This window comes from Ardenticatenales bacterium (assembly GCA_020634515.1).
GTDB lineage: Bacteria > Chloroflexota > Anaerolineae > Promineifilales > Promineifilaceae > JAGVTM01.
Map to the genome: position 1 here is coordinate 155,951 of JACKBL010000006.1, position 19,050 is coordinate 175,000.

Annotated in this window: 16 protein-coding genes; 12 read left to right on the plus strand and 4 right to left on the minus strand. The window is 61.1% G+C overall.

What is annotated here, in order from left to right:
* Nucleotides 1–74: 74 nt before the first annotated feature.
* The 12 genes from H6650_16580 (at nt 75) to H6650_16635 (ending at nt 18,089) form a co-directional block, all read left to right on the plus strand.
* Complete coding sequence (locus H6650_16580) at nt 75–1,523, plus strand: FAD binding domain-containing protein (protein MCB8953622.1); 1,449 nt, start codon at nt 75–77, stop codon at nt 1,521–1,523.
* 165 nt (nt 1,524–1,688) lie between these two features.
* On the plus strand, nt 1,689–3,944 hold the full coding sequence (locus H6650_16585; protein ID MCB8953623.1) for a xanthine dehydrogenase family protein: 2,256 nt from the start codon (nt 1,689–1,691) through the stop codon (nt 3,942–3,944).
* Between the two features lie 303 nt (nt 3,945–4,247).
* Nucleotides 4,248–5,207, plus strand: coding sequence for a carbamate kinase (locus H6650_16590; protein MCB8953624.1), 960 nt, complete (start codon nt 4,248–4,250; stop codon nt 5,205–5,207).
* A gap of 85 nt (nt 5,208–5,292) precedes the next feature.
* Nucleotides 5,293–6,498 carry a YgeY family selenium metabolism-linked hydrolase gene (locus H6650_16595; protein ID MCB8953625.1) on the plus strand — a complete coding sequence of 402 codons (1,206 nt, stop codon included), beginning with the start codon at nt 5,293–5,295 and terminating at the stop codon, nt 6,496–6,498.
* A 110-nt stretch (nt 6,499–6,608) separates the two neighbouring features.
* Entirely contained in the window at nt 6,609–7,583 is a 975-nt protein-coding gene (locus tag H6650_16600) for an ornithine carbamoyltransferase (protein MCB8953626.1), read from the plus strand.
* A 26-nt stretch (nt 7,584–7,609) separates the two neighbouring features.
* Nucleotides 7,610–8,860 carry a threonine synthase gene (locus tag H6650_16605; protein ID MCB8953627.1) on the plus strand — a complete coding sequence of 417 codons (1,251 nt, stop codon included), beginning with the start codon at nt 7,610–7,612 and terminating at the stop codon, nt 8,858–8,860.
* A gap of 52 nt (nt 8,861–8,912) precedes the next feature.
* Nucleotides 8,913–10,373 carry a pyridoxal-phosphate dependent enzyme gene (locus tag H6650_16610; GenBank protein ID MCB8953628.1) on the plus strand — a complete coding sequence of 487 codons (1,461 nt, stop codon included), beginning with the start codon at nt 8,913–8,915 and terminating at the stop codon, nt 10,371–10,373.
* 227 nt (nt 10,374–10,600) lie between these two features.
* Nucleotides 10,601–11,254 (plus strand): NADPH-dependent F420 reductase, encoded by a 654-nt coding sequence (npdG, locus tag H6650_16615; protein MCB8953629.1) that lies wholly within the window; start codon nt 10,601–10,603, stop codon nt 11,252–11,254.
* Nucleotides 11,255–11,383: 129 nt separating this feature from the next.
* The gene (xdh, locus tag H6650_16620) at nt 11,384–13,966 is read left to right on the plus strand and encodes a selenium-dependent xanthine dehydrogenase (protein ID MCB8953630.1); all 2,583 of its coding nucleotides are present in this window, start codon (nt 11,384–11,386) and stop codon (nt 13,964–13,966) included.
* A gap of 58 nt (nt 13,967–14,024) precedes the next feature.
* On the plus strand, nt 14,025–15,371 hold the full coding sequence (gene ssnA / locus H6650_16625; GenBank protein MCB8953631.1) for a putative aminohydrolase SsnA: 1,347 nt from the start codon (nt 14,025–14,027) through the stop codon (nt 15,369–15,371).
* Nucleotides 15,372–15,380: 9 nt separating this feature from the next.
* Nucleotides 15,381–16,739, plus strand: a complete 1,359-nt coding sequence (locus tag H6650_16630; protein MCB8953632.1) for an 8-oxoguanine deaminase — start codon at nt 15,381–15,383, stop codon at nt 16,737–16,739.
* A 342-nt stretch (nt 16,740–17,081) separates the two neighbouring features.
* Nucleotides 17,082–18,089: an LLM class flavin-dependent oxidoreductase gene (locus H6650_16635; protein MCB8953633.1), complete on the plus strand. Its 1,008-nt coding sequence runs from the start codon at nt 17,082–17,084 to the stop codon at nt 18,087–18,089.
* 30 nt (nt 18,090–18,119) lie between these two features.
* Here the strand turns inward: H6650_16635 and H6650_16640 are convergent, their stop codons facing one another.
* Genes H6650_16640 through H6650_16655 form a run of 4 tightly spaced genes read right to left on the minus strand, consistent with a single transcriptional unit; the run spans nt 18,120 to nt 19,050 of the window.
* Entirely contained in the window at nt 18,120–18,362 is a 243-nt protein-coding gene (locus tag H6650_16640) for a type II toxin-antitoxin system HicB family antitoxin (protein MCB8953634.1), read from the minus strand.
* A gap of 1 nt (nt 18,363) precedes the next feature.
* The gene (locus H6650_16645; GenBank protein MCB8953635.1) at nt 18,364–18,564 is read right to left on the minus strand and encodes a type II toxin-antitoxin system HicA family toxin; all 201 of its coding nucleotides are present in this window, start codon (nt 18,562–18,564) and stop codon (nt 18,364–18,366) included.
* Nucleotides 18,518–18,832 carry a hypothetical protein gene (locus tag H6650_16650; GenBank protein ID MCB8953636.1) on the minus strand — a complete coding sequence of 105 codons (315 nt, stop codon included), beginning with the start codon at nt 18,830–18,832 and terminating at the stop codon, nt 18,518–18,520. The genes H6650_16645 and H6650_16650 overlap by 47 nt, the downstream gene beginning before the upstream one ends.
* A 26-nt stretch (nt 18,833–18,858) precedes the next feature.
* Complete coding sequence (locus H6650_16655; protein MCB8953637.1) at nt 18,859–19,050, minus strand: hypothetical protein; 192 nt, start codon at nt 19,048–19,050, stop codon at nt 18,859–18,861.

The following is a 19,050-nucleotide window of genomic DNA, read 5'->3' on the forward strand; positions in this document are numbered from 1 at the left end:
GGCTTCCGCGAAGGTTTGTTACGCGCTCCTTCTCTCCATCCACCGGTCACTGACCACTACTTGCAGAGCAACCTATGCACGACGTACAACAAGCCGGACAGATTATCAACCGTTACGAAACGCCCGTTTCCCTGGCCGACGCCCTGGCCTTGCTGGCCGACCTGGGCGCGCGGGCGCGTCTGGTAGCCGGAGGCACGGACTTGCTGCTGGAGCTGGCCCGCCGCCAGCGACCTGGCGTAGACACCTTGATTGACGTGACGCGCATCCCCGGCCTGGACGAGATCCGCCAGGACGCGGACGGAACCATCCACCTGGGGCCGCTGGTGACGCACAACCAGGTTATCGCTTCCAATCTGCTGGTGGACGCGGCGTTGCCGCTGGCGCAGGCGTGCTGGGAGATCGGGTCGCCGCAGTTGCGTAATCGGGCCACGGTTGCCGGTAATCTCGTCACCGCCAGCCCCGCCAACGACACCATCTCCCCCCTGTACGCCCTCGACGCCACCCTCACCCTCGCCTCGGCCCGCGGTCAGCGGCGCGTACCGTTGCGCGACTTCTACCGGGGCGTGCGCCGCTCCGTGCTGCGCCCCGACGAGATGGTCGTGGACATCGCCTTCCCTGCCATGCGCCCCGATCAGCGTGGCCTTTTCGTCAAACTGGGACTGCGGCGGGCGCAGGCCATCTCCGTCGTCCACATCACGGCCTTGCTCACGCTTGCCGGAGAGGTGGTGACGGAGGCGTGCCTGACGCTGGGCAGCGTTGCTCCCACCATCATCGACGCACCCGCCGTCGCCGATTTCCTGCGCGGCAAGACCCTTTCCGCCGCGAACATTGCCGCCGCCGCGCAACTGGCGGCGGAAACCGCCGCGCCGATTGACGACGTGCGCGGTAGCGCCGGCTATCGCCGCGACATGGTGCGCGTGATGGTGGCGCGGGCGCTGGTGGCGCTGCGCGATGGTCGGGAGCGCGATCAGTGGCCGCACCGGCCGGCCCGTCTCTGGGGCGTGGAAGATGGGCATTTTCCCACCGGACCCCAGTTTGCCGCCAGCCATAATGCCGGCACGCCCGTAACCGCTACCGTCAATGGCCGCCCGATTTCCGCCGCCAACGGCACGCACAAAACGCTGCTCGACTGGCTGCGCGACGAGGGCCTGCTCACGGGCACAAAAGAAGGCTGTGCCGAAGGAGAATGCGGCGCCTGCACCGTCTACCTCGACGGCTTGGCCGTGATGGCCTGTCTCGTCCCCGCCGCCCGCGCCCACAACGCAACCATCACCACCATCGAAGGCCTGGCACACGACGGCGACCTGCATCCGCTGCAAACGGCCTTCATCGAACAGGGCGCGGTGCAGTGCGGCTACTGCATTCCCGGCTTCCTCATGTCCGGCGCGAAACTGCTGGAAGAGCATCCGCGCCCCACACCGGAGCAAATCCGGCAGGCCTTCAGCGGCAACCTTTGCCGCTGCACCGGTTACTACAAGATCATCGAAGCCGTGGCAGCGGTGAAAGAAGGGGGCGCGGATTAACGTGGCGGACGCGGATGAGGGCCGCCGCGCCCAGGCGCAATTTGACCCAATTTGGCTTAGGACTGACGATGAAATAAAGTACGGAATGGCATCGTCAGTTTGAAGGAACGGTAAGGAAACAACTTCGTTGTCTTCTTCAAATTCCGTTCCTTAATGGAGCACTCTATGACTATTGGCACATCCACTTTCCGTATGGACGCCCCCGGCAAGGTCACGGGAGCGACGCTGTTTCCGGGGGACATCCGGCGTCGGGATTTTTTGCACGCCAAAGTGGTATTCAGCAACCAGCCACATGCGCGCATGGTGCGCATGGATACCCGCGCCGCCGCCGCTTTGCCCGGTGTGGTGGCGATTTTGACGGCGGAGGACGTGCCCGTGAATGAGTACGGGCTGACGATGGCGGACCAGCCGGTGCTGGTGGGCGTGACGCATACGGGGCGCAGCCATGTGCCCTGTGACGTCAGCCGGTGGGAAGCAGACCACGTGGCCGTGGTGGTGGCGGAGACGCCCACCGCCGCCGCCGCTGCCGCCGCGCAGATTGAGATTGAGTGGGAGCCGCTGCCGCTGCTGCCGGATATGGATGCCGCGCTGCGTGGTGAGGTGCTGCTACACCCGGAAAATGGGCGCGAGAGCAACGTCTACTACGAGTTGCACGCGCGCAAAGGGGACATGGATCGGGGCTGGCGGGACGCGGACGTGATCATTGAAGGCGAGTACGAACTGCCTTATCAGGAGCACGCTTATTTGCAGCCGGAAGCGGCGGTGAGCTATGTGGATGAGCAGGGGCGGGTGACGGTGGAGGTTGCCGGGCAGTGGACGCATGAGGACCAGGAGCAAATTGCCCATGCGCTGGATCTGCCCCGCGAGCAGGTGCGCGTCATTTATCCGGCCATTGGCGGCGCGTTTGGCGGGCGCGAAGACATGTCGCTGCAAATTGTGATGGCGCTGGCGGCGTGGCGGCTGCATCAGCGGGGCGAGGTGCGCCCCATTCGCACGCAGTGGAGCCGTGAAGAGAGCATTGTCGGCCACCATAAGCGGCATCGGGCTAAAGTGGTGACGAGGTGGGGCGCAACGAAGGCGGGGCGCATCACGGCGGTGGTGGCGGACGTGACGATGGACGCGGGCGCGTACAATTACACCAGCAACAAGGTGCTGGGGAATTTCCATATTACGGTGGGCGGCGCGTACGACATCCCCAACGCGCACATTGATTCCCGCTGCGTGTATACCACGGCCACACCGGGGGGGGCGTTCCGCGGTTTTGGCGCGCCGCAGGGGACGTTTGTGGCCGAGAGCCAGATGAATAAGCTGGCGGCGGCGCTGGGTATGGACCCGGTGCGGATTCGGCTGCTTAACTGCCTGCGCCCGGATAGTATTAGTATTACGCAGTCGCCGATGCCGGCAGGTGTGAGTCTTCCCGAAGTGATCACGGCATGCGCGCAGGCGGCGGGCTGGCGGGAAACAGAGGGGGGTGACTGGCTGCCACCCGCCGCGCCGGCGGACCCCGCGCCCTTGCACGCATTTCAATCTCTGCCGCCGCAGGATGGCGCGGTGCGGCGTGGGCGCGGCTTTGCCTGTGCCTACAAGAACGTGGGCTTTTCCTATGGCTTCCCGGAGCGGTGCGAGGCGACGATTGAGTTGTATGGGAAGGGGGAGATTGAGCGGGTGATATGCCGGCACGCGGGCGCGGATTGCGGACAGGGCGCGCACACCGCTTTCCGCCAGATGGCCGCCGCCGCCGCCGGCGTGAGCGTGGACAAAGTAGACGTGATTGTCTCCGACACCGCCGAGACGGGCGACTCCGGCTCCGCCTCCGCCTCGCGCATGACGTTCATGGCCGGCAGTGCCATTCGCGCCGCCGCCGAGAACGCGCTGGAAGCGTGGCGCGGCGAGAATCGCCCGGCCATCGGCCACGCGCGCTACACGCCGCGCCCGACGGTTGCCCTGGATCACGCTACCGGCGCGGGCGACGGCAACATCACCTTCGGCTATGTGGCTCAGTACGTGGAACTGGCCGTGGACGTGGAAACGGGGCATATTGTGGTCGAGCGCGTTGTCTCCAGCAACGACGTGGGCAAAGCGATCAACCCGTTGCTGGTGGAAGGGCAGATTGAGGGCGCGGTGGTGCAGGCGTATGGGTATGCGGTGACGGAACATTTGCAATCCAGTGCCGGGCGCATTCTCACACCCCGCCTGAGTACCTACTTGATTCCCGGCATCCGCGACATTCCCGCGCGGGTGGATTCCGTCATCCTGGAAATACCCGATCCGCAGGGTCCCTGGGGCGCGCGCGGCATGGCGGAAATGCCCTTCATCCCCCTGGCGCCGGCGGTTGCCGCTGCCTTGCACGACGCGACGGGGGTCTGGTTTGATGCGCTGCCGCTGACGCCGGAGCGGGTGCAGCGGAAAATGAGGCATTAGCGGTAACGGCTAACGCGCTCTGAGAAAATTGGTCCAATCTGGCTTAGGTCTGACGATGCAATTCCGTACTTGATTTCATCGTCAGCCCCTGGCCGTTACGAGAATTTACGCGCTCTTGGTCCAGGTAAACGTTCAAGAACAACTTAGTGATTTGCAGATTGGTTCAATCTGTGAGATTGAACCAATCTGCAAGAGTAAGCTTGCGGGAAGGTATAAAATTGGTGGTTGTATTCTGAATGTATTGATGATATAAAAGGTTGGACGATTGCCATTTGTTTCGAGTAGTATGCAGCGAGGAGAACGATGTCAAAAACGGCGTTGGTAGCGATTGGGGGGAACTCCCTTATCACGGACAAGAACATGCCAGATGTTCCTCATCAATGGGAGGCGGTGCGGGAGACGTGCCGGCATCTTGCCGACATGATCGAAGCAGGATGGCGACTGGTTATCACCCACGGTAACGGCCCCCAAGTTGGTTTTATCCTGCGGCGCAACGAACTGGCCGCCCACGCCGTCCACACCACGCCACTCGACCTGGTGGTCGCCGACACACAAGGCTCCATCGGCTACATGCTGCAACAGGCATTGCGCAACGAACTGTTTAGCCGGGGCAGAGCTGTCCCCGTGGTTTCCGTTGTTTCCCAGGTGCTGGTTGATCCGGATGATCCTGGTTTCCAGAATCCGACGAAGCCGATTGGGGGCTTCATGACGGAAACGGAAGCGCGCCAGTTCGAGGCGGAAGGGTGGAAGGTGATGGAGGACGCGGGGCGCGGCTGGCGGCGCGTGGTGGCTTCTCCGCGACCGCTGCAGGTGATTGAGCAGAGTGTGATTGGGGATTTGATAAATGCCGGCAACATCGTCATCGCCGTCGGTGGTGGGGGCATCCCCGTCGTCGAAAACCAACGCGGCGAACTGCGGGAGCTAAAAGGAACCTACGCCGTCATCGACAAAGATTGGGCCAGCAGCTTGCTCGCCACGGAACTCAACGTGGACCTGTTCATGATTTCCACCGGCGTGCCGCAAGTGGCGCTGCATTTCAACACCCCCCGGCAAGTCAACCTCAGCCAGGTGACGGCGGGCGAATTGACCCAATATCTGCATGAAGGGCATTTTGCTGCCGGCAGCATGAAGCCAAAAGTAGAAGCCGTCCTCGCTTTCGTCACGCAGACGGGGCACCAGGCCTTGATCAGCGACCCCGCGAACATCGCCCGTGCCCTGCGCCACGAAAGCGGCACCTGGATTCTACCCGACGCCGCCGCATAGGCCGGCACGCGGGCCACCACCGGGCATCCCAGGCTGGAACCATTTCCAAAACCATCCCAGCCGCGCCCCAAAATGGATCAAGAAAGTGAACGACCTCATCAATCAACTTAACGAAAAGATAGCCGCCGCGGAAAGTGATATTCTCCGGTTTTTCCGCGACATCGTGGCCATTCCCAGCATGAACAGCGACATTGAGCGCGTGGGCCAGCGCGTGGGCGCGGAAATGGAAAAGCTGGGGTACGACGAAGTCTACGTGGACAAATACGGCTCCATCGTGGGCAAAATCGGCAGCGGGTCGCGCATTCTCCTGTACGACACCCACCTGGATACCGTCGGCATCGGCGACCCGGCGCAGTGGCCGTGGGACCCGTTTGTAGGCAAGGTGGAAGACGGCAACCTGTATGCCCGCGGCGCGTTGGATGAGAAAAACAGCACGCCGGGCATGGTCTATGGCCTGGCCTTCGCCCGCGATTTGGGTTTGCTGGACGGATTCACCTGCTACCTGCTGGGCAACATCGAAGAGTGGTGCGATGGCGTCGGCTGCGCCGCGTTTCACGATTGGGAAGGCGTACATCCCGACCTCGTGGTCATTGGCGAGCCGACCAATATGAAGGTGTATCGCGGCCACAAGGGGCGGTACGAACTGGAGGTGACGTGCAAGGGAAAAAGTGCGCACGCCGCCAGCAACTACATGGGAGACAACGCCATTTACAAGATGATGACGGTCATTGATAGCATCTCCCGCCTGGAGGAAACCTTCACCCCTGATGACTTCCTCGGCCAGGGGCGCATCACCGTCACGCGCATCAGCAGCGTCAGCCCCAGCAATAACGCCGTTCCTGATGAATGCACCATCTTCATTGATCGCCGCATCACTTTTGGCGAAACCAAAGAATTGGTGCGCGAACAGATCCAATCCGTCATCCCCGCGGCGCAGGCGGCCGATTTTCAGGTCCGTGAACTGACCTACACCGAACCCAGCCATACCGGCGCCGTGTACGCCTACGAGCAGTATTTTCCTGCCTGGGCTTACGCGGAGGATCATCCTTTTGTGGTGGCCGGGCGGGAGACGATGAAGGCGCTGTGGCCCAATACGACTGATTTTCATGGACAAGGCAAGTGGGATTTTTCCACGAATGGCAATTATTGGGCGGGCCGACTGGGGATTCCGTGCATTGGTTTTGGGCCAGGCAATGAGATTTATGCGCACGCGGTCAATGAGCATGTGCCTTTGCGGGATGTGGTGGATGCGACGAAATTTTATGCGTTGTTGCCGGCATTCATCCATTAAGTGACCGTCTAACAACTTCTCCTTTTCAGATTGGCTCATTCTTGGAAAATGAACCAACCTTGGGGAGAACTAAAATCCCTTCACCCGTTTGGGTATACACGGAGGTACTTATGCAGACGCATCTTCGCGGACGCGACATGATCACCACCCAGGAGTGGACCAAAGACGAAATTGACACCATCCTCGACGTCGCCCTCGACCTCAAACGCAAGCGCGCCCTCGGCATCTCCCAGGCCAGCCTGCGCCATAAAGTCCTGGCCATGCTCTTCTTCTTCACCAGCACCCGCACCCGCTCCAGCTTTGAAGCGGGCATGGCGCAACTCGGCGGCCACGCCGCCTTCATCGACAGCACCACCACCCAGATCAGCCACGGTGACACCGCCAAAGAAATCGGCGAAATCTATGGCCGCTACTACGACGGCATCGCCATCCGCCAGTGCGACTGGGGCATCGGCAACCGGTACATCCGCGACGTCGCCGCCGCCAGCCGCGTCCCCATCCTCAACATGCAGTGCGACCACTTCCACCCCTTCCAGATTCTCGCCGACCTGCTCACCATCGTCGAGAAAAAGGGAGACCCCCGCGGCCTCACCATCAACGTCAGCTACGCCTACGCCCAAAGCTACCAGAAACCCATGAGCGTGCCCATCAGCCTCATCTTGCTCATGACCCGCTACGGCATGAACGTGCGCCTCACCCACCCGCCGGAGTTCAAGCTGATGCCCCAATATGTGGAGCAGGCGAAAGAAAACGCGCGCAAATCGGGCGGTTCGCTGGAACTGCTGGATGACTTCGACGCCGGCTTCGTCAACGCCGACGTGGTCTATCCCAAGTCCTGGGGCTGTATGCTTACCACGGAAAGCCACGAGGAATCGGCGGCCATTTCCCGCCAGTACACCCACTGGATCACCGACGAACGGCGCATGGCGCTGGCAAAGCCGGACGCGCTTTATATGCACTGCCTGCCCGCCGACCGCAACATTGAAGTCACCGATGGCGTCATTGATGGCCCCAATAGCGTCGTCTACGACGAAGCGGAAAACCGCCTGCACGTGCAAAAAGCCGTCATGGCCCTCACGATGTAGTCCTTCCCGCCAACAATCATCCGATGATGGAAAACGTCACGCACCTACACTGCCTGATTTGTGGCCGCGATTACGCCCCCGACGAGGTCGCCTATGTCTGCCCCGAACACGGGCGCGAAGGCATCCTGGATGTGCGCTACGATTATGCGCGCATTGCCCGTCACATTTCGCCCTTGTCCCTTAGCCGCGATCAGGACTTCACCATCTGGCGCTACCGTCCCCTGCTGCCCATCGCCGCGGACGCGCCCGCGCCCCCCCTGGCCGTCGGCGGCACGCCGCTTTATCAGGCGCAAAGGCTGGGGGCGCGGTTGGGGTTGCCCCACCTGTGGGTGAAAGATGACGGGCGCAATCCCACCGCCAGCTTCAAGGACCGCGCCAGCGCCATCGCCGTGGTCAAGGCTCAGGAAGCCGGCGCGGCCATCATCACCACGGCCAGCACCGGCAACGCCGCCGCCGCCCTCGCCGGCCTGTGCGCCAGCGTCGGTCGGCAAAACGTCATCTTTGTGCCCAAATCCGCCCCCGCCGCCAAAATCGCCCAGCTTCTCGTCTACGGCGCTACCGTTCTCCTGGTGGATGGCTCCTACGACGACGCCTTTGACCTCTGCCTGGCCGCCGCGGACACCTACGGCTGGTACAACCGCAACACGGCCTACAACCCCTACATGAGCGAAGGCAAGAAGACGGTCAGCTACGAGATTGCCGAGCAGATGGGCTGGCAGGCTCCAGATGCCGTGTTCGTCAGCGTGGGCGACGGCTGCATCATTGGCGGCGTGCATAAAGGCTTCCGCGACCTGCTGGCGTTGGGCTGGATCACGCACATGCCGCGCATTTTTGGCGTACAGGCGGCGGGGAGCAACTACCTGGCGCAGGCGTGGGAGCGGGGCGAGGACGTGCTGACCAAGCCGCCGATTCAGGCGCATACCGTGGCGGACAGCATCAGCGCCGGACTGCCGCGTGACCGCTTGAAAGCGATGGCCGCCGTGGTGGAGACGGGCGGCGCATTTGTGACCGTCAGCGATGAGCAAATCCTGGCGGCGATTCCCGATCTGGCGCGTGGCTGCGGCGTGTTTGCCGAACCGGCAGGTGCGGCTGCCTTTGCCGGATTGCAGCAGGCCGTGCAACAAAACCGGGTCGCGCCGGAGGATCGCGTCGTGGTGATCAATACCGGCAATGGCCTGAAGGATGTGCAATCGGCCATGCGCGGCGCGGCGTTGGCCGGGGCGGAGCCGCATCCTGTGCGGCCATTGCTGGCTGACGTGCGGCGTTTATTTGGATGAGAAGATAGAAACCGGGTTTTTTGGAAAAACCTGGTTTCTGGGCTGAGGTGACATGATTGATCTTACTCGAAACGAAGCGGCGTTGGCGCGAGCGGTGCGCCGCGCGCGTGAACGCAACATTATTATTCCTACGTTCGCGCAGATGCGCGACCCCGGCCAGATTCCGGATGCTATCAAGGCGGAATTGGCGGGCGTGGGGCTGTGGGATCTGAACCCGCGCAATCTGTTTCGCATTACCTGGCACAATGAACCTGTCCCGTCCGGGGGGGGATTTGACGGCGTGAATTATCTGGAATTCCCTTCCTCGTTGACGGGTGTGCCGGCACGCATTATCGCCCTCGTTGGAAAATGGTTCCCCACCGGTGCGCACAAAGTGGGCGCGGCGTTCGGCTGCCTCGTTCCCGCCCTGGTGACGGGCCAGTTTGACCCGACGACGCAAAAAGCCGTCTGGCCGTCAACGGGCAACTACTGCCGCGGCGGCGCGTACGACAGCAATCTGCTGGCTTGTGACTCCATTGCCATTTTGCCCGAAGGTATGAGCCAGGAGCGATTCAACTGGCTGTCTCGCGTCGCCGGCGAGACCATCAAGACGCCCGGCTCGGAAAGCAACGTGAAGGAGATTTTCGACAAGTGCAAGGAACTGAGCGCATTGGGCGAGCATATCGTCATCTTCAACCAGTTCGACCAGATGGGCAACTACCTGTGGCATCATCAGGTGACAGGGCCGGCGATGGCCGAGGTGCTGGAGCGCCTCATGGGGCCGCATGATGTGTATCGTGGCGTGGTGTTGACCACGGGGTCGGCGGGGACGATTGCCTGCGGCGATTACCTGAAGACGTTGTTCCCGGCCAGCAAAATCGCCGCCAGCGAGGCGCTGCAATGCCCGACGTTGCTTAACAATGGCTTCGGCGCGCATCGGATTGAGGGCATCGGCGACAAGCATGTGCCCTGGGTGCACAACGTGAAGAACACGGACATGGTCATGGGCATTGACGACGCGGCCACGATGGGTCTGATTCGCCTGTTCAACGAAAAGGAAGGACACGCTTACTTGCTGCGCCAGGGCGTGCCGGCAGAAATGGTGTCCCAACTGCACTTGCTGGGCATTTCTGGCTGCGCCAACTTGCTCTCCGCCATCAAATTTGCCCGGTACTATGAACTGGGCGAGCATGACATAGTGCTGACGGTGGCTACGGATTCGATGGAGATGTACCAGAGCCGTCTGGTGGAGCTAACCGCGGCGGAGGGGGCGTTTGCGCCCTTAGACGCGGCAGGCGTTTATCATCGCCACTTGCTGGGGCAGTCGATTGATCACGTGGAGGAATTGACGTACTACGGCCGCAAACGTATCCACAACCTGAAGTATTACACCTGGGTGGAGCAGCAGGGCAAAACGTATACGGAAATCCAGGCGCAATGGTACGATGACGATTATTGGCGGGACATTCCCGCCGCTGCGGCGGAGATTGATGCCTTGATTGGCGAGTTCAACGCGCGCGTAGGATTGGGTTAGCGATTCTCGGCACGGATGGAACGCGGTAGGACAATTTGCCCAAATTGTCCCTTTATGAACTTTATGATAATGGTAACTACTAAGCCAGATTGGACCAATTTGCTCTGGTGAAAATCGCCATTGAACGCGTGAAATTGGTCCAATCTCCAGAGAGCGTTAGTAGTTACTGATAATGGACAATTCAGCGAATTGTCCTACAGTTGTCGTTGACGGGAAGGTTTTAGCTGATGAAGATAGCGATTATTGGTGGTACAGGACCGGAGGGAAGTGGTCTCGGTTTTCGTTGGGCGGCGGCGGGGCATGAGGTGATCATTGGCTCGCGCCGCGCGGAGAAGGGGCAACAGGTGGCGGCGGAATTGCTGGCGCTGGAGCCGGATTTTCCGATTCGCGGCATGGATAATCTGGCGGCGGTGACGGCGTGCGATGTGGCTGTGCTGGCGGTTCCGTATGGGGCGCAGGCGGCGACGTTGGCCGGTTTGCAAGAGGCGTTGGCGGGTAAGCTGCTGATTACGGTGGTCGCGCCGACGGGGGAAAAGGCCTCGGTCGTTTATCGCCTGCCCAGTGGGTTGTCCGCCGCCGAGGAAGCGCAGCAGCAGTTGGGGGATGCCGTGCGCGTGGTGGCTGCGTTCCAGAATATCGGGGCGCATCATTTGCGGGACCTGGACCATGAAATGGACTGCGACGTGTTGGTTTGTGGGCAAAAGGCGGTGGACAAGGATGTGGCGATGCGGTTGGCGCAGGACGCGGGGCTGCGGGGTGTGAATGCGGGTTCGCTGCAAAATGCCGGTGTGGTGGAGGGGCTGACGTCGCTGTTGATTTTTATGAATATCAAGTATAAGGTGAAAGCTGCCGGCATTCGTATTGCCGGCATCTCCCCCTAAAATAACACCCGCAACAGTCACGCCAGAAGAGTGGACTTGAGGCGGCTGGCGTCCTGGCGAGTTAGGGATGTGTATCCCCAACCCTTTAACTGCCAGTCACGAGTGGGGAATTCATAACCTGGAGACGTGATTATGAAATTTCTCCTCAACGGACAGCAATACACCTACGACGGCGACCCCGACCTGGACTTGATGACGTTTCTGCGCGAGCAGCAGGGCATCATCTCCCCCAAGAACGGCTGCGCCCCCCAGGCCGCCTGCGGCTGCTGCGCCGTGCAACTCAACGACAAAACCGTTCTCTCCTGCGTCACCAAAATGAGCCGCGTCGCCGATGGCGTCGTCACCACCACGGAAGGGCTGGGAACCTACCGCCAGCAAGTCTTTGCCAACGCCTTTGTCGCCAGCGGCGGCGTGCAGTGCGGCTTCTGCATCCCCGGCATCGTGATGCAGGCCAACACCCTCATCGACCACAATCCCGATCCCTCCCGTGCCGACGTGGAAAAGGCGCTCACGCCGCACATCTGCCGCTGCACCGGCTATAAAAAGATCGTGGACGCCGTGCAAATGGCCGCGCAGGCCATTCGTGCCGAGGAAGAACTGCTGATGCCGGCATCTACCGCACAAATCGGCGCGCGTCAACCGAAATACGAAGCAGCGAAACTGGTGCTGGGCCAGCACCGCTACGTGGACGACATCCGCATTGAGGGGATGAAAACGGGCGCCCTGAAATTCAGCGACCATCCCCGCGCCCGCGTTTTGCGCATAGACATCGTGGCGGCAGCAGCGCAACCCGGCGTGCTGCGGATATTGACGGCGGCGGACTTCCCCGGCGAGCGCACCGTGGGCCTGATCAAACAAGATTGGCCGCAGATGGTGGCCGTGGGGGAGGTGACCCACTACATTGGGGACGTGTTGGCGCTGGTGGTGGCGGAATCAGACCGCGCCGCGCGCGAAGCGGTGGCGAAAATCCAGGTCGAATACGAGGTGCTGCCGCCCATCGTGGACATGCACGCGGCCATGAGCGAAGACAGTCCGCTGGTCCACGAACAGTTGGCCGGTAACGTCCTCTCGCGCACGGTGACGCAGCGCGGCGACCTGGCGGCGGCGAAGGCGTCCGCGGCGTTCACGGCGCGCGGTGTGTTCCAGACGCAAATGATTGAGCACGGCTTCATGGAGCCGGAGTGCGCCGTGGCTTATCCGGCGGGCGATGGCGTGGAGGTGTTGTCGCCGGGGCAGGGGGTGTACGATGACCGCGTGCAGATTGCAAAACTGCTGGGCCTGCCGCCGGCGCAGGTGCGCGTAGTCATGGTCCCCAATGGCGGCGGCTTTGGTGGCAAGGAGGATTTGAGCGTGCAGGGGCACGCGGCGCTGGCGGCGTATTTGCTGCAAATGCCGGTGAAAGTGCGCCTGACGCGGGATGAATCGATTGCTTTCCACCCGAAACGGCATCCCATCTGGATGGATTACGAGATTGGCTGCGACGCCGCGGGTCGGCTCACCTTTTGCCAGGTGCGGTTCGTGGGGGATACGGGGGCGTATGCGTCCGTGGGCGCGAAGGTGTTAGAGCGGTCGGCGGGGCACGCTACAGGCGCGTACAATTTTCCGGTGACGGATGTGGTGAGTACGGCGGTGTACACGAACAACATTCCTTGCGGGGCGATGCGTGGTTTTGGCGTGAATCAGGCGGCGTTTGGCCTGGAGAGCTTGATTGATGAGTTGTGTGAGCAGGGGGGCTTTGATCGCTGGCAGTTCCGCTATGATAATGCGCTGCAAGATGGGGATATGACGGCGACGGGGCAGGTGATTGAGGCGGGCGCGGGGGCGCGGGCGACGTTGTTGGCGGTGAAGGGGGCGTTTTATGGGGCGCGATATGCCGGCATTGCCTGCGGCATCAAGAATACAGGCGTCGGCAACGGGATGCCCGATGTCTCCTCCGCCCGCGTCACCATTGCCGCTCCAGATCAGATCATCATCGACCACGGCTGGACGGAAATGGGACAGGGCGTGAATACCATTGCCGTGCAGGTCGTCTGCCAGGAAACAGGGCTGTCGCCGGACCTGTTTACGGTGCGCATTGACACGGGGGCGGAGCAGGAGGCGGGCATGACCACGGCCTCGCGGGCGACTTCGCTGGTGGGGAATGCTCTGATTGACGCCTGTCGCGGCTTGAAGCAGGATTTGCGGACGCACACGCTGGCGGACCTGGTGGGGCGCGTCTATGAGGGGCGCTGGGTGGTGGATTGGACGACGAAGCCGGGGGCGATGGTGGAGAAGGTGTATACGCATTACTCCTACAGCTACGCGACGCAGGTGGTGATTCTGGACGAGGAGACGGGGTTTGTGAAGAAGGTGGTGGCGGCGCACGATGCCGGCAAAATCTTCAACCCCACGCTCTTCGAAGGACAACTCGAAGGCTCCATCCACATGGGCCTCGGCTACGCCCTCAGCGAAGAACTCGCCCTAGAAAATGGCCGCCCCCAAAGCACCCGCCTGCGCAACATGGGCATCCTGCGCGCCAAAGAGATGCCGGAAATGGAAATCATCGGCGTCGAAGTCCCCGACCCCTACGGACCCTACGGGGCCAAAGGCGTGGGCGAAATCGGCCTCGTGCCCACCGCCGGGGCCGTCGCCAACGCCCTCTACCAGTTTGATGGCGTCCGCCGCCGCCAACTTCCCATGCGCATCCCCAAGCGCGGCCTCACCCGTAAATAGCCCCGAATACCGAAAAACCCGGTGTTTGGAAACCGGGTTTTGGCCCAGGAGCAATCGCATGAGTACGCTCATCCACAACGTAACCATTTTCACCAACGACGAGGCCAACACCATCCTCCCTGATGGCGCGATCCTCATTGACGGCGCCCGCATCACCGCCGTGGACACCGCCGCCGCGCTGATGGGGCAATACCCCCACGCGGAGCGGCTGGATGGCGGCGGGCGGTTGCTGATGCCCGGCTTCACCAACGCCCACATGCACTTCTACGGCCTCTATGCGCGTGGCCTGGCCCTCAACCGCACCCCGCACAACTTCCACGAGATTCTGCAATACCTCTGGTGGGCGCTGGACAAGGTGCTGGATGACGAGGCCGTCTACTACAGTGCCTTGATTCCGGCCATCACGGCAGTGCGTCACGGCGTCACCAGTGTTATTGATCATCATGCGAGTCCTGGGGCTTGTGCCGGCAGTTTGGACCAGATCGAAGCCGCCTTGAGCCAGGTGGGTTTGCGCGGCTTGCTCTGCTACGAAGTCTCGGACCGGGACGGGAAGGCAACGCGGAACGCGGGACTGGCGGAGAATGAGCGGTACATGCGCAAGTGCGCGGCGGCGCAGGCACAGGACCCGGATGGATTGTTTGCCGGCATGATGGGCCTGCACGCCTCCTTCACCCTGGATGATGATTCGCTGGAACAGGCGGCGGCGATTGCCCATGACCTCGGTCGGGGCTGCCACATTCACATGCTGGAAGATTTCGTTGACGAAACCCTGACCCGTCAGAAATATGGCCGCTCCGTGGTGGAACGCCTGCATCATTTTGGCATCCTCGGTCCCCGCAGCATCACCGCGCACGGTATTTTTCTCGACGACGCGGGCCGTCGCCTGCTGGCGGACACCGATACCATCGTCGTGCATCAGGCGCAGTCCAATATGAACAACGCTGTGGGACGCGCGGACGTGTTCGCCTTACTGCAAGCGGGCGTGACCGTGGGCATCGGCACGGATGGCATGACGCCCGACCTGCGCCGCGAGGTGATGACGGGCTACCTGATGCACAAGCATCACCAGAAGGACAACAATCTCGGTTGGGCGGAATTCGAGCGGATGGCGTTGCGGAATAATCCGGCTATTTATGAGCGGTTGACGGGTCGGGCGGTGGGGCGCATTGCGCCGGGCTGCCTGGCGGATGTGATTTTGCTGGATTACTATGCGCCGACTGTGTTGAATGCCGGCAATTTCTGGGGACACTTCCTCTACGGCATCATCGACGCCGACGTAGACACCACCATCATCAACGGCAACATCGTCATGCGCCACAAAGAACTGCCCCACCTGGACGAACCCCGCATCGCCGCCGCCTCCCGCGCCGTCGCCGCCCGCGTCTGGCGGCGCTACCACGAATAGGACTTTTCCATGACCTCCATTTTGCTTCGTCACGCCCGCTTGCTGGTGACCATGAATGATGACTTTGAGGCGATTGAAGATGGCGCATTATTCGTGCGCGACAACGTCATCGCCTGGGTAGGTCCGACCGGCGACATCCCGCCGGCATACAGCCACGCGGACCGCCTGATTGACGCCACCGACAAGGTCGTGCTGCCCGGCCTCGTCAACACCCACCACCACCTCTACCAGACCCTCACCCGCGCCCTCGCGCCCGATAGTCCCCTCTTCCCCTGGCTGCAAACGCTCTACCCCATCTGGGCGCGCATGGATGGCGAGGCCGTGTACACCAGCGCCCTCGTGGGCATGGCCGAACTCATCCTCAGCGGCTGCACTACCTCCAGCGACCATCTCTATCTCTTCCCCAATGGGGCGCAACTGGAGGATGAGATTCGCGCCGCCCAGGAACTGGGGCTGCGCTTCCATGCCGCCCGCGGCTCCATGTCCCTCGGCGAAAGCGATGGCGGTCTGCCGCCCGACAGCGTGGTACAGGACGAGGCCACGATCCTGAGCGACTGCCGCCGCGTCATTGAGGCGTACCACGATCCCAACCCCTACGCCATGCTGCGCATCGTCGTGGCTCCCTGCTCTCCCTTCTCCGTCACCCCCGACCTGATGCGCGAATCGGCGCGGCTGGCGCGCAGCTACGGCGTCACCCTGCACACCCATCTGGCGGAAACGAAAGACGAGGAGGATTTTTGCCTGGAGCGGTTTGGCTTCCGCCCCGCCGCCTACGCGGAGCATCTGGAATGGGTGGGGGATGATGTCTGGTGGGCGCATTCCATTCACGTCAACAGCGCGGAGATCGGCCTCATGGCGCGCACGCACACCGGCGCCGCCCATTGCCCATGCAGCAATATGCGCCTGGCCAGCGGCATCGCCCCCGTGCGCCAATGGCTGGACCAGGCCGTGCCCGTGGGGTTGGGCGTGGATGGCTCCGCCAGCAACGACGGCTCGCACATGCTCAACGAAGCGCGGCAGGCGCTCCTCTTGCAGCGCGTGCTACGCCAGGCCACGACCCTGACCACGCGGGAGGCGCTGTGGCTGGCGACGCGCGGCGGCGCAAACGTGCTGCGGCGGAATGATATTGGGCAGTTGGCCGTGGGCATGGCTGCCGATTTTATTGCCTTTGATCTGAACCAGCTTCCCTACGCGGGCGCGTGGCACGACCCGATGGCGGCCCTGGTTTTCTGCGCCCCACAGCAGGTAGACCTGAGCGTGATCAATGGGCGCATCATCGTCGAGGATGGCGAACTGCGTACCCTGGACCTGATCCCCGTCATCCGGCGGCACAACGCCATCAGCCAACGCCTGATCAACGGCGCGTGACCCGCTCTCGTCTTTCGTCGTTCGTAACTGCCAAGTAACCGTCCGAAAATAACTTCACACTTCTGACGGACGGTTACTGACAAGCTATCCGCGATAGCCGCTATCCGTGATAGCCGCTATCCGTGATAGCCGCTATCCGTGATAGCCGCTATCCGTGATAGCCGCTATCCGTGATAGCCGCTGTCCGCACATTTCCGCTAACTTAATTGCGGACAGCCACTAACCCTCTCGTGGGCTGAGCTTGTCGCAGCCCCTGTTGCCTGCGACAGGCTCAGGCAACGGGCCAGGAGATTGGTTCATTCTTGGAGAATGAACCAATCGTCATTTCAAAAGGAGAATCCCATGACCCAAGATAGAGTTGCCCTGTATTTGCAGGATGCCCACTCCTTACAGGAAGGCATCGAACTGGTGAAGTATGCCGAAGCGAAGGGATTTGAAGCCGTCTGGCAGGCGGAGAGCCGCCTGGTGCGGGATTGCATCGTGCCCATGGCGGCGTTTGCGGCGCATACGAGCAAGCTGAAGGTGGGCAGCGGCGTTACCAATAACTGGACGCGCAACGTGGGCTTGCTGGCGGCTACGTTTTTGACGCTGGACGACCTGGCGCCCGACCGCATTATCTGCGGCATTGGGGCGTGGTGGGATCCGTTGGCGAGCAAGGTGGGCATTGAGCGGCGCAAACCGCTGACGGCGATGCGGGAGACGGTGGAGGTGCTGCGCCGCCTGCTGGCCGGCGAAAATGTCACCTTCCACGGTGAATTCCATCATGTGACGGACATCCAGCTAGATGTGGTGCATGGTCGCAAGGGGGCGCGCAATGTGCCCATTTACATTGGGGCTACGGGCATGAAGATGATGGAGCTAACGGGGGAGATTGCGGATGGGGTGGTGCTGAATTATCTGGTGGCGCCCAAGTATAATCTGCAGGCGTTGGAGGCGTTGGAGCGGGGGGCGAAGCGTGCCGGCAAAACGCTTGACGACATAGACCGCCCCCAGTTGATGATTTGCTCGGTTGATCATGACCGCAAGAAGGCGTTGGACGGCGCGCGCAAGATGATCACGCAGTACCTGGGGCAGCAGCCGCACCTGATGAAGGCCAGCGGCGTCAGCCAGGACCTGTTGGACGAAATTCATCAGGTGTTGACGTGGCCGGCGACGGATGAGCAGATTGAGGCGGCAATGCACCTGGTGCCGGACGACGTGGTGCAGATGTGTACGGCGGCCGGCTCGCCGGAAGAGGTGAAGGCCAAAGTGCGCGAGTACATCGACAACGGCTGCACCTGCCCCATCCTCTATCCGCTGGGTGACGCGCGCTTGATGATTGACATCTTTAGCGAGGGGTACAGCAGTTAAATAAGGCGAGACTAAGCTCGCGTAAGGGTTTCAGGGGGTTAAAAATGCCGGCGGTTGGCTCAGGCGATAAATTGCCGGGCGATACTGTGGTCTGGGAATGGGCTTGCCGCTTTGGCGCGCCGTTTCCAGCCACGCTTCCTTTGCTATCTGCACTTCTCGCAAAGCTTCCTCCGGCGTCTCGCCAAATGCAGAGCAATAACGCAGGTCTGGAATGTCAGCAATGTAGCCTTCGTCTTCTTCTGAGTAGAAAATGCTGATGAAGTAGTCTTCCATATTATTCCTCCAATGTTAGATTGTATTGTTCGACAAGCTGCAAGAATTGACGAATCTGGTAGGGTTTGACATGTCCTTTACTATTCTGTAGATTCAATATCTCGGGAATGTCAGGATGTGTAAAAATGTGATGACTGCCGTGCGTGCGCGATAACTCAAAGCCAAATGCATTTACGAGTCCAACGAAATCGGTGAAGCGAATTCACTGAAAAAACCGGGTTTTTCGATTGTCCGGCAAAAATCCGACCATCAAGCTCGCTTTGCAATGCTATCATGCTGTTCTGTACTGTTTGCAAATGGGCACTCAACTTTTGAAGATCAATGCTTTGACTTGTTTTGAGCATGGTTTGAAAAACGAGAAGGAGATACGGGACGAACATGCTGTAACTAATCAACACCACGCTCATCTGAAAGGCTTCAGCTTGAGCGCCCGCACACAGGTCATAGGCGGCATCAGGTATTACTGCCACGCCAAAAGTTACAGTTACGCTTGGGTCTATGTACTTCTAACTTCTTTTGCCTTTTTGATTATGGCGGATTCGATTTCTGTTTTCAAACGCTGTTGCTCACTAATGTCGGATGCCGCAATGAATTTCTCCAGCAAGTTCGTTGCCGCCCATTTGCTATCAATCGGCAGAATAAGGTCATTCGGAAGTCGAGTCAAACTCAACCAATTTTCCACCAACAC

Bases quoted from the DNA above. Each gene is read 5' to 3' on its own strand.
- ssnA (MCB8953631.1), top strand. From the start codon at position 14,025: ATGAGTACGCTCATCCACAACGTAACCATTTTCACCAACGACGAGGCC.
- H6650_16640 (MCB8953634.1), bottom strand. From the start codon at position 18,362: ATGGAAGACTACTTCATCAGCATTTTCTACTCAGAAGAAGACGAAGGC.
- H6650_16635 (MCB8953633.1), top strand. From the start codon at position 17,082: ATGACCCAAGATAGAGTTGCCCTGTATTTGCAGGATGCCCACTCCTTA.
- H6650_16630 (MCB8953632.1), top strand. From the start codon at position 15,381: ATGACCTCCATTTTGCTTCGTCACGCCCGCTTGCTGGTGACCATGAAT.
- H6650_16600 (MCB8953626.1), top strand. From the start codon at position 6,609: ATGCAGACGCATCTTCGCGGACGCGACATGATCACCACCCAGGAGTGG.
- H6650_16585 (MCB8953623.1), top strand. From the start codon at position 1,689: ATGACTATTGGCACATCCACTTTCCGTATGGACGCCCCCGGCAAGGTC.
- npdG (MCB8953629.1), top strand. From the start codon at position 10,601: ATGAAGATAGCGATTATTGGTGGTACAGGACCGGAGGGAAGTGGTCTC.
- H6650_16605 (MCB8953627.1), top strand. From the start codon at position 7,610: ATGGAAAACGTCACGCACCTACACTGCCTGATTTGTGGCCGCGATTAC.
- H6650_16590 (MCB8953624.1), top strand. From the start codon at position 4,248: ATGTCAAAAACGGCGTTGGTAGCGATTGGGGGGAACTCCCTTATCACG.
- H6650_16580 (MCB8953622.1), top strand. From the start codon at position 75: ATGCACGACGTACAACAAGCCGGACAGATTATCAACCGTTACGAAACG.
- H6650_16610 (MCB8953628.1), top strand. From the start codon at position 8,913: ATGATTGATCTTACTCGAAACGAAGCGGCGTTGGCGCGAGCGGTGCGC.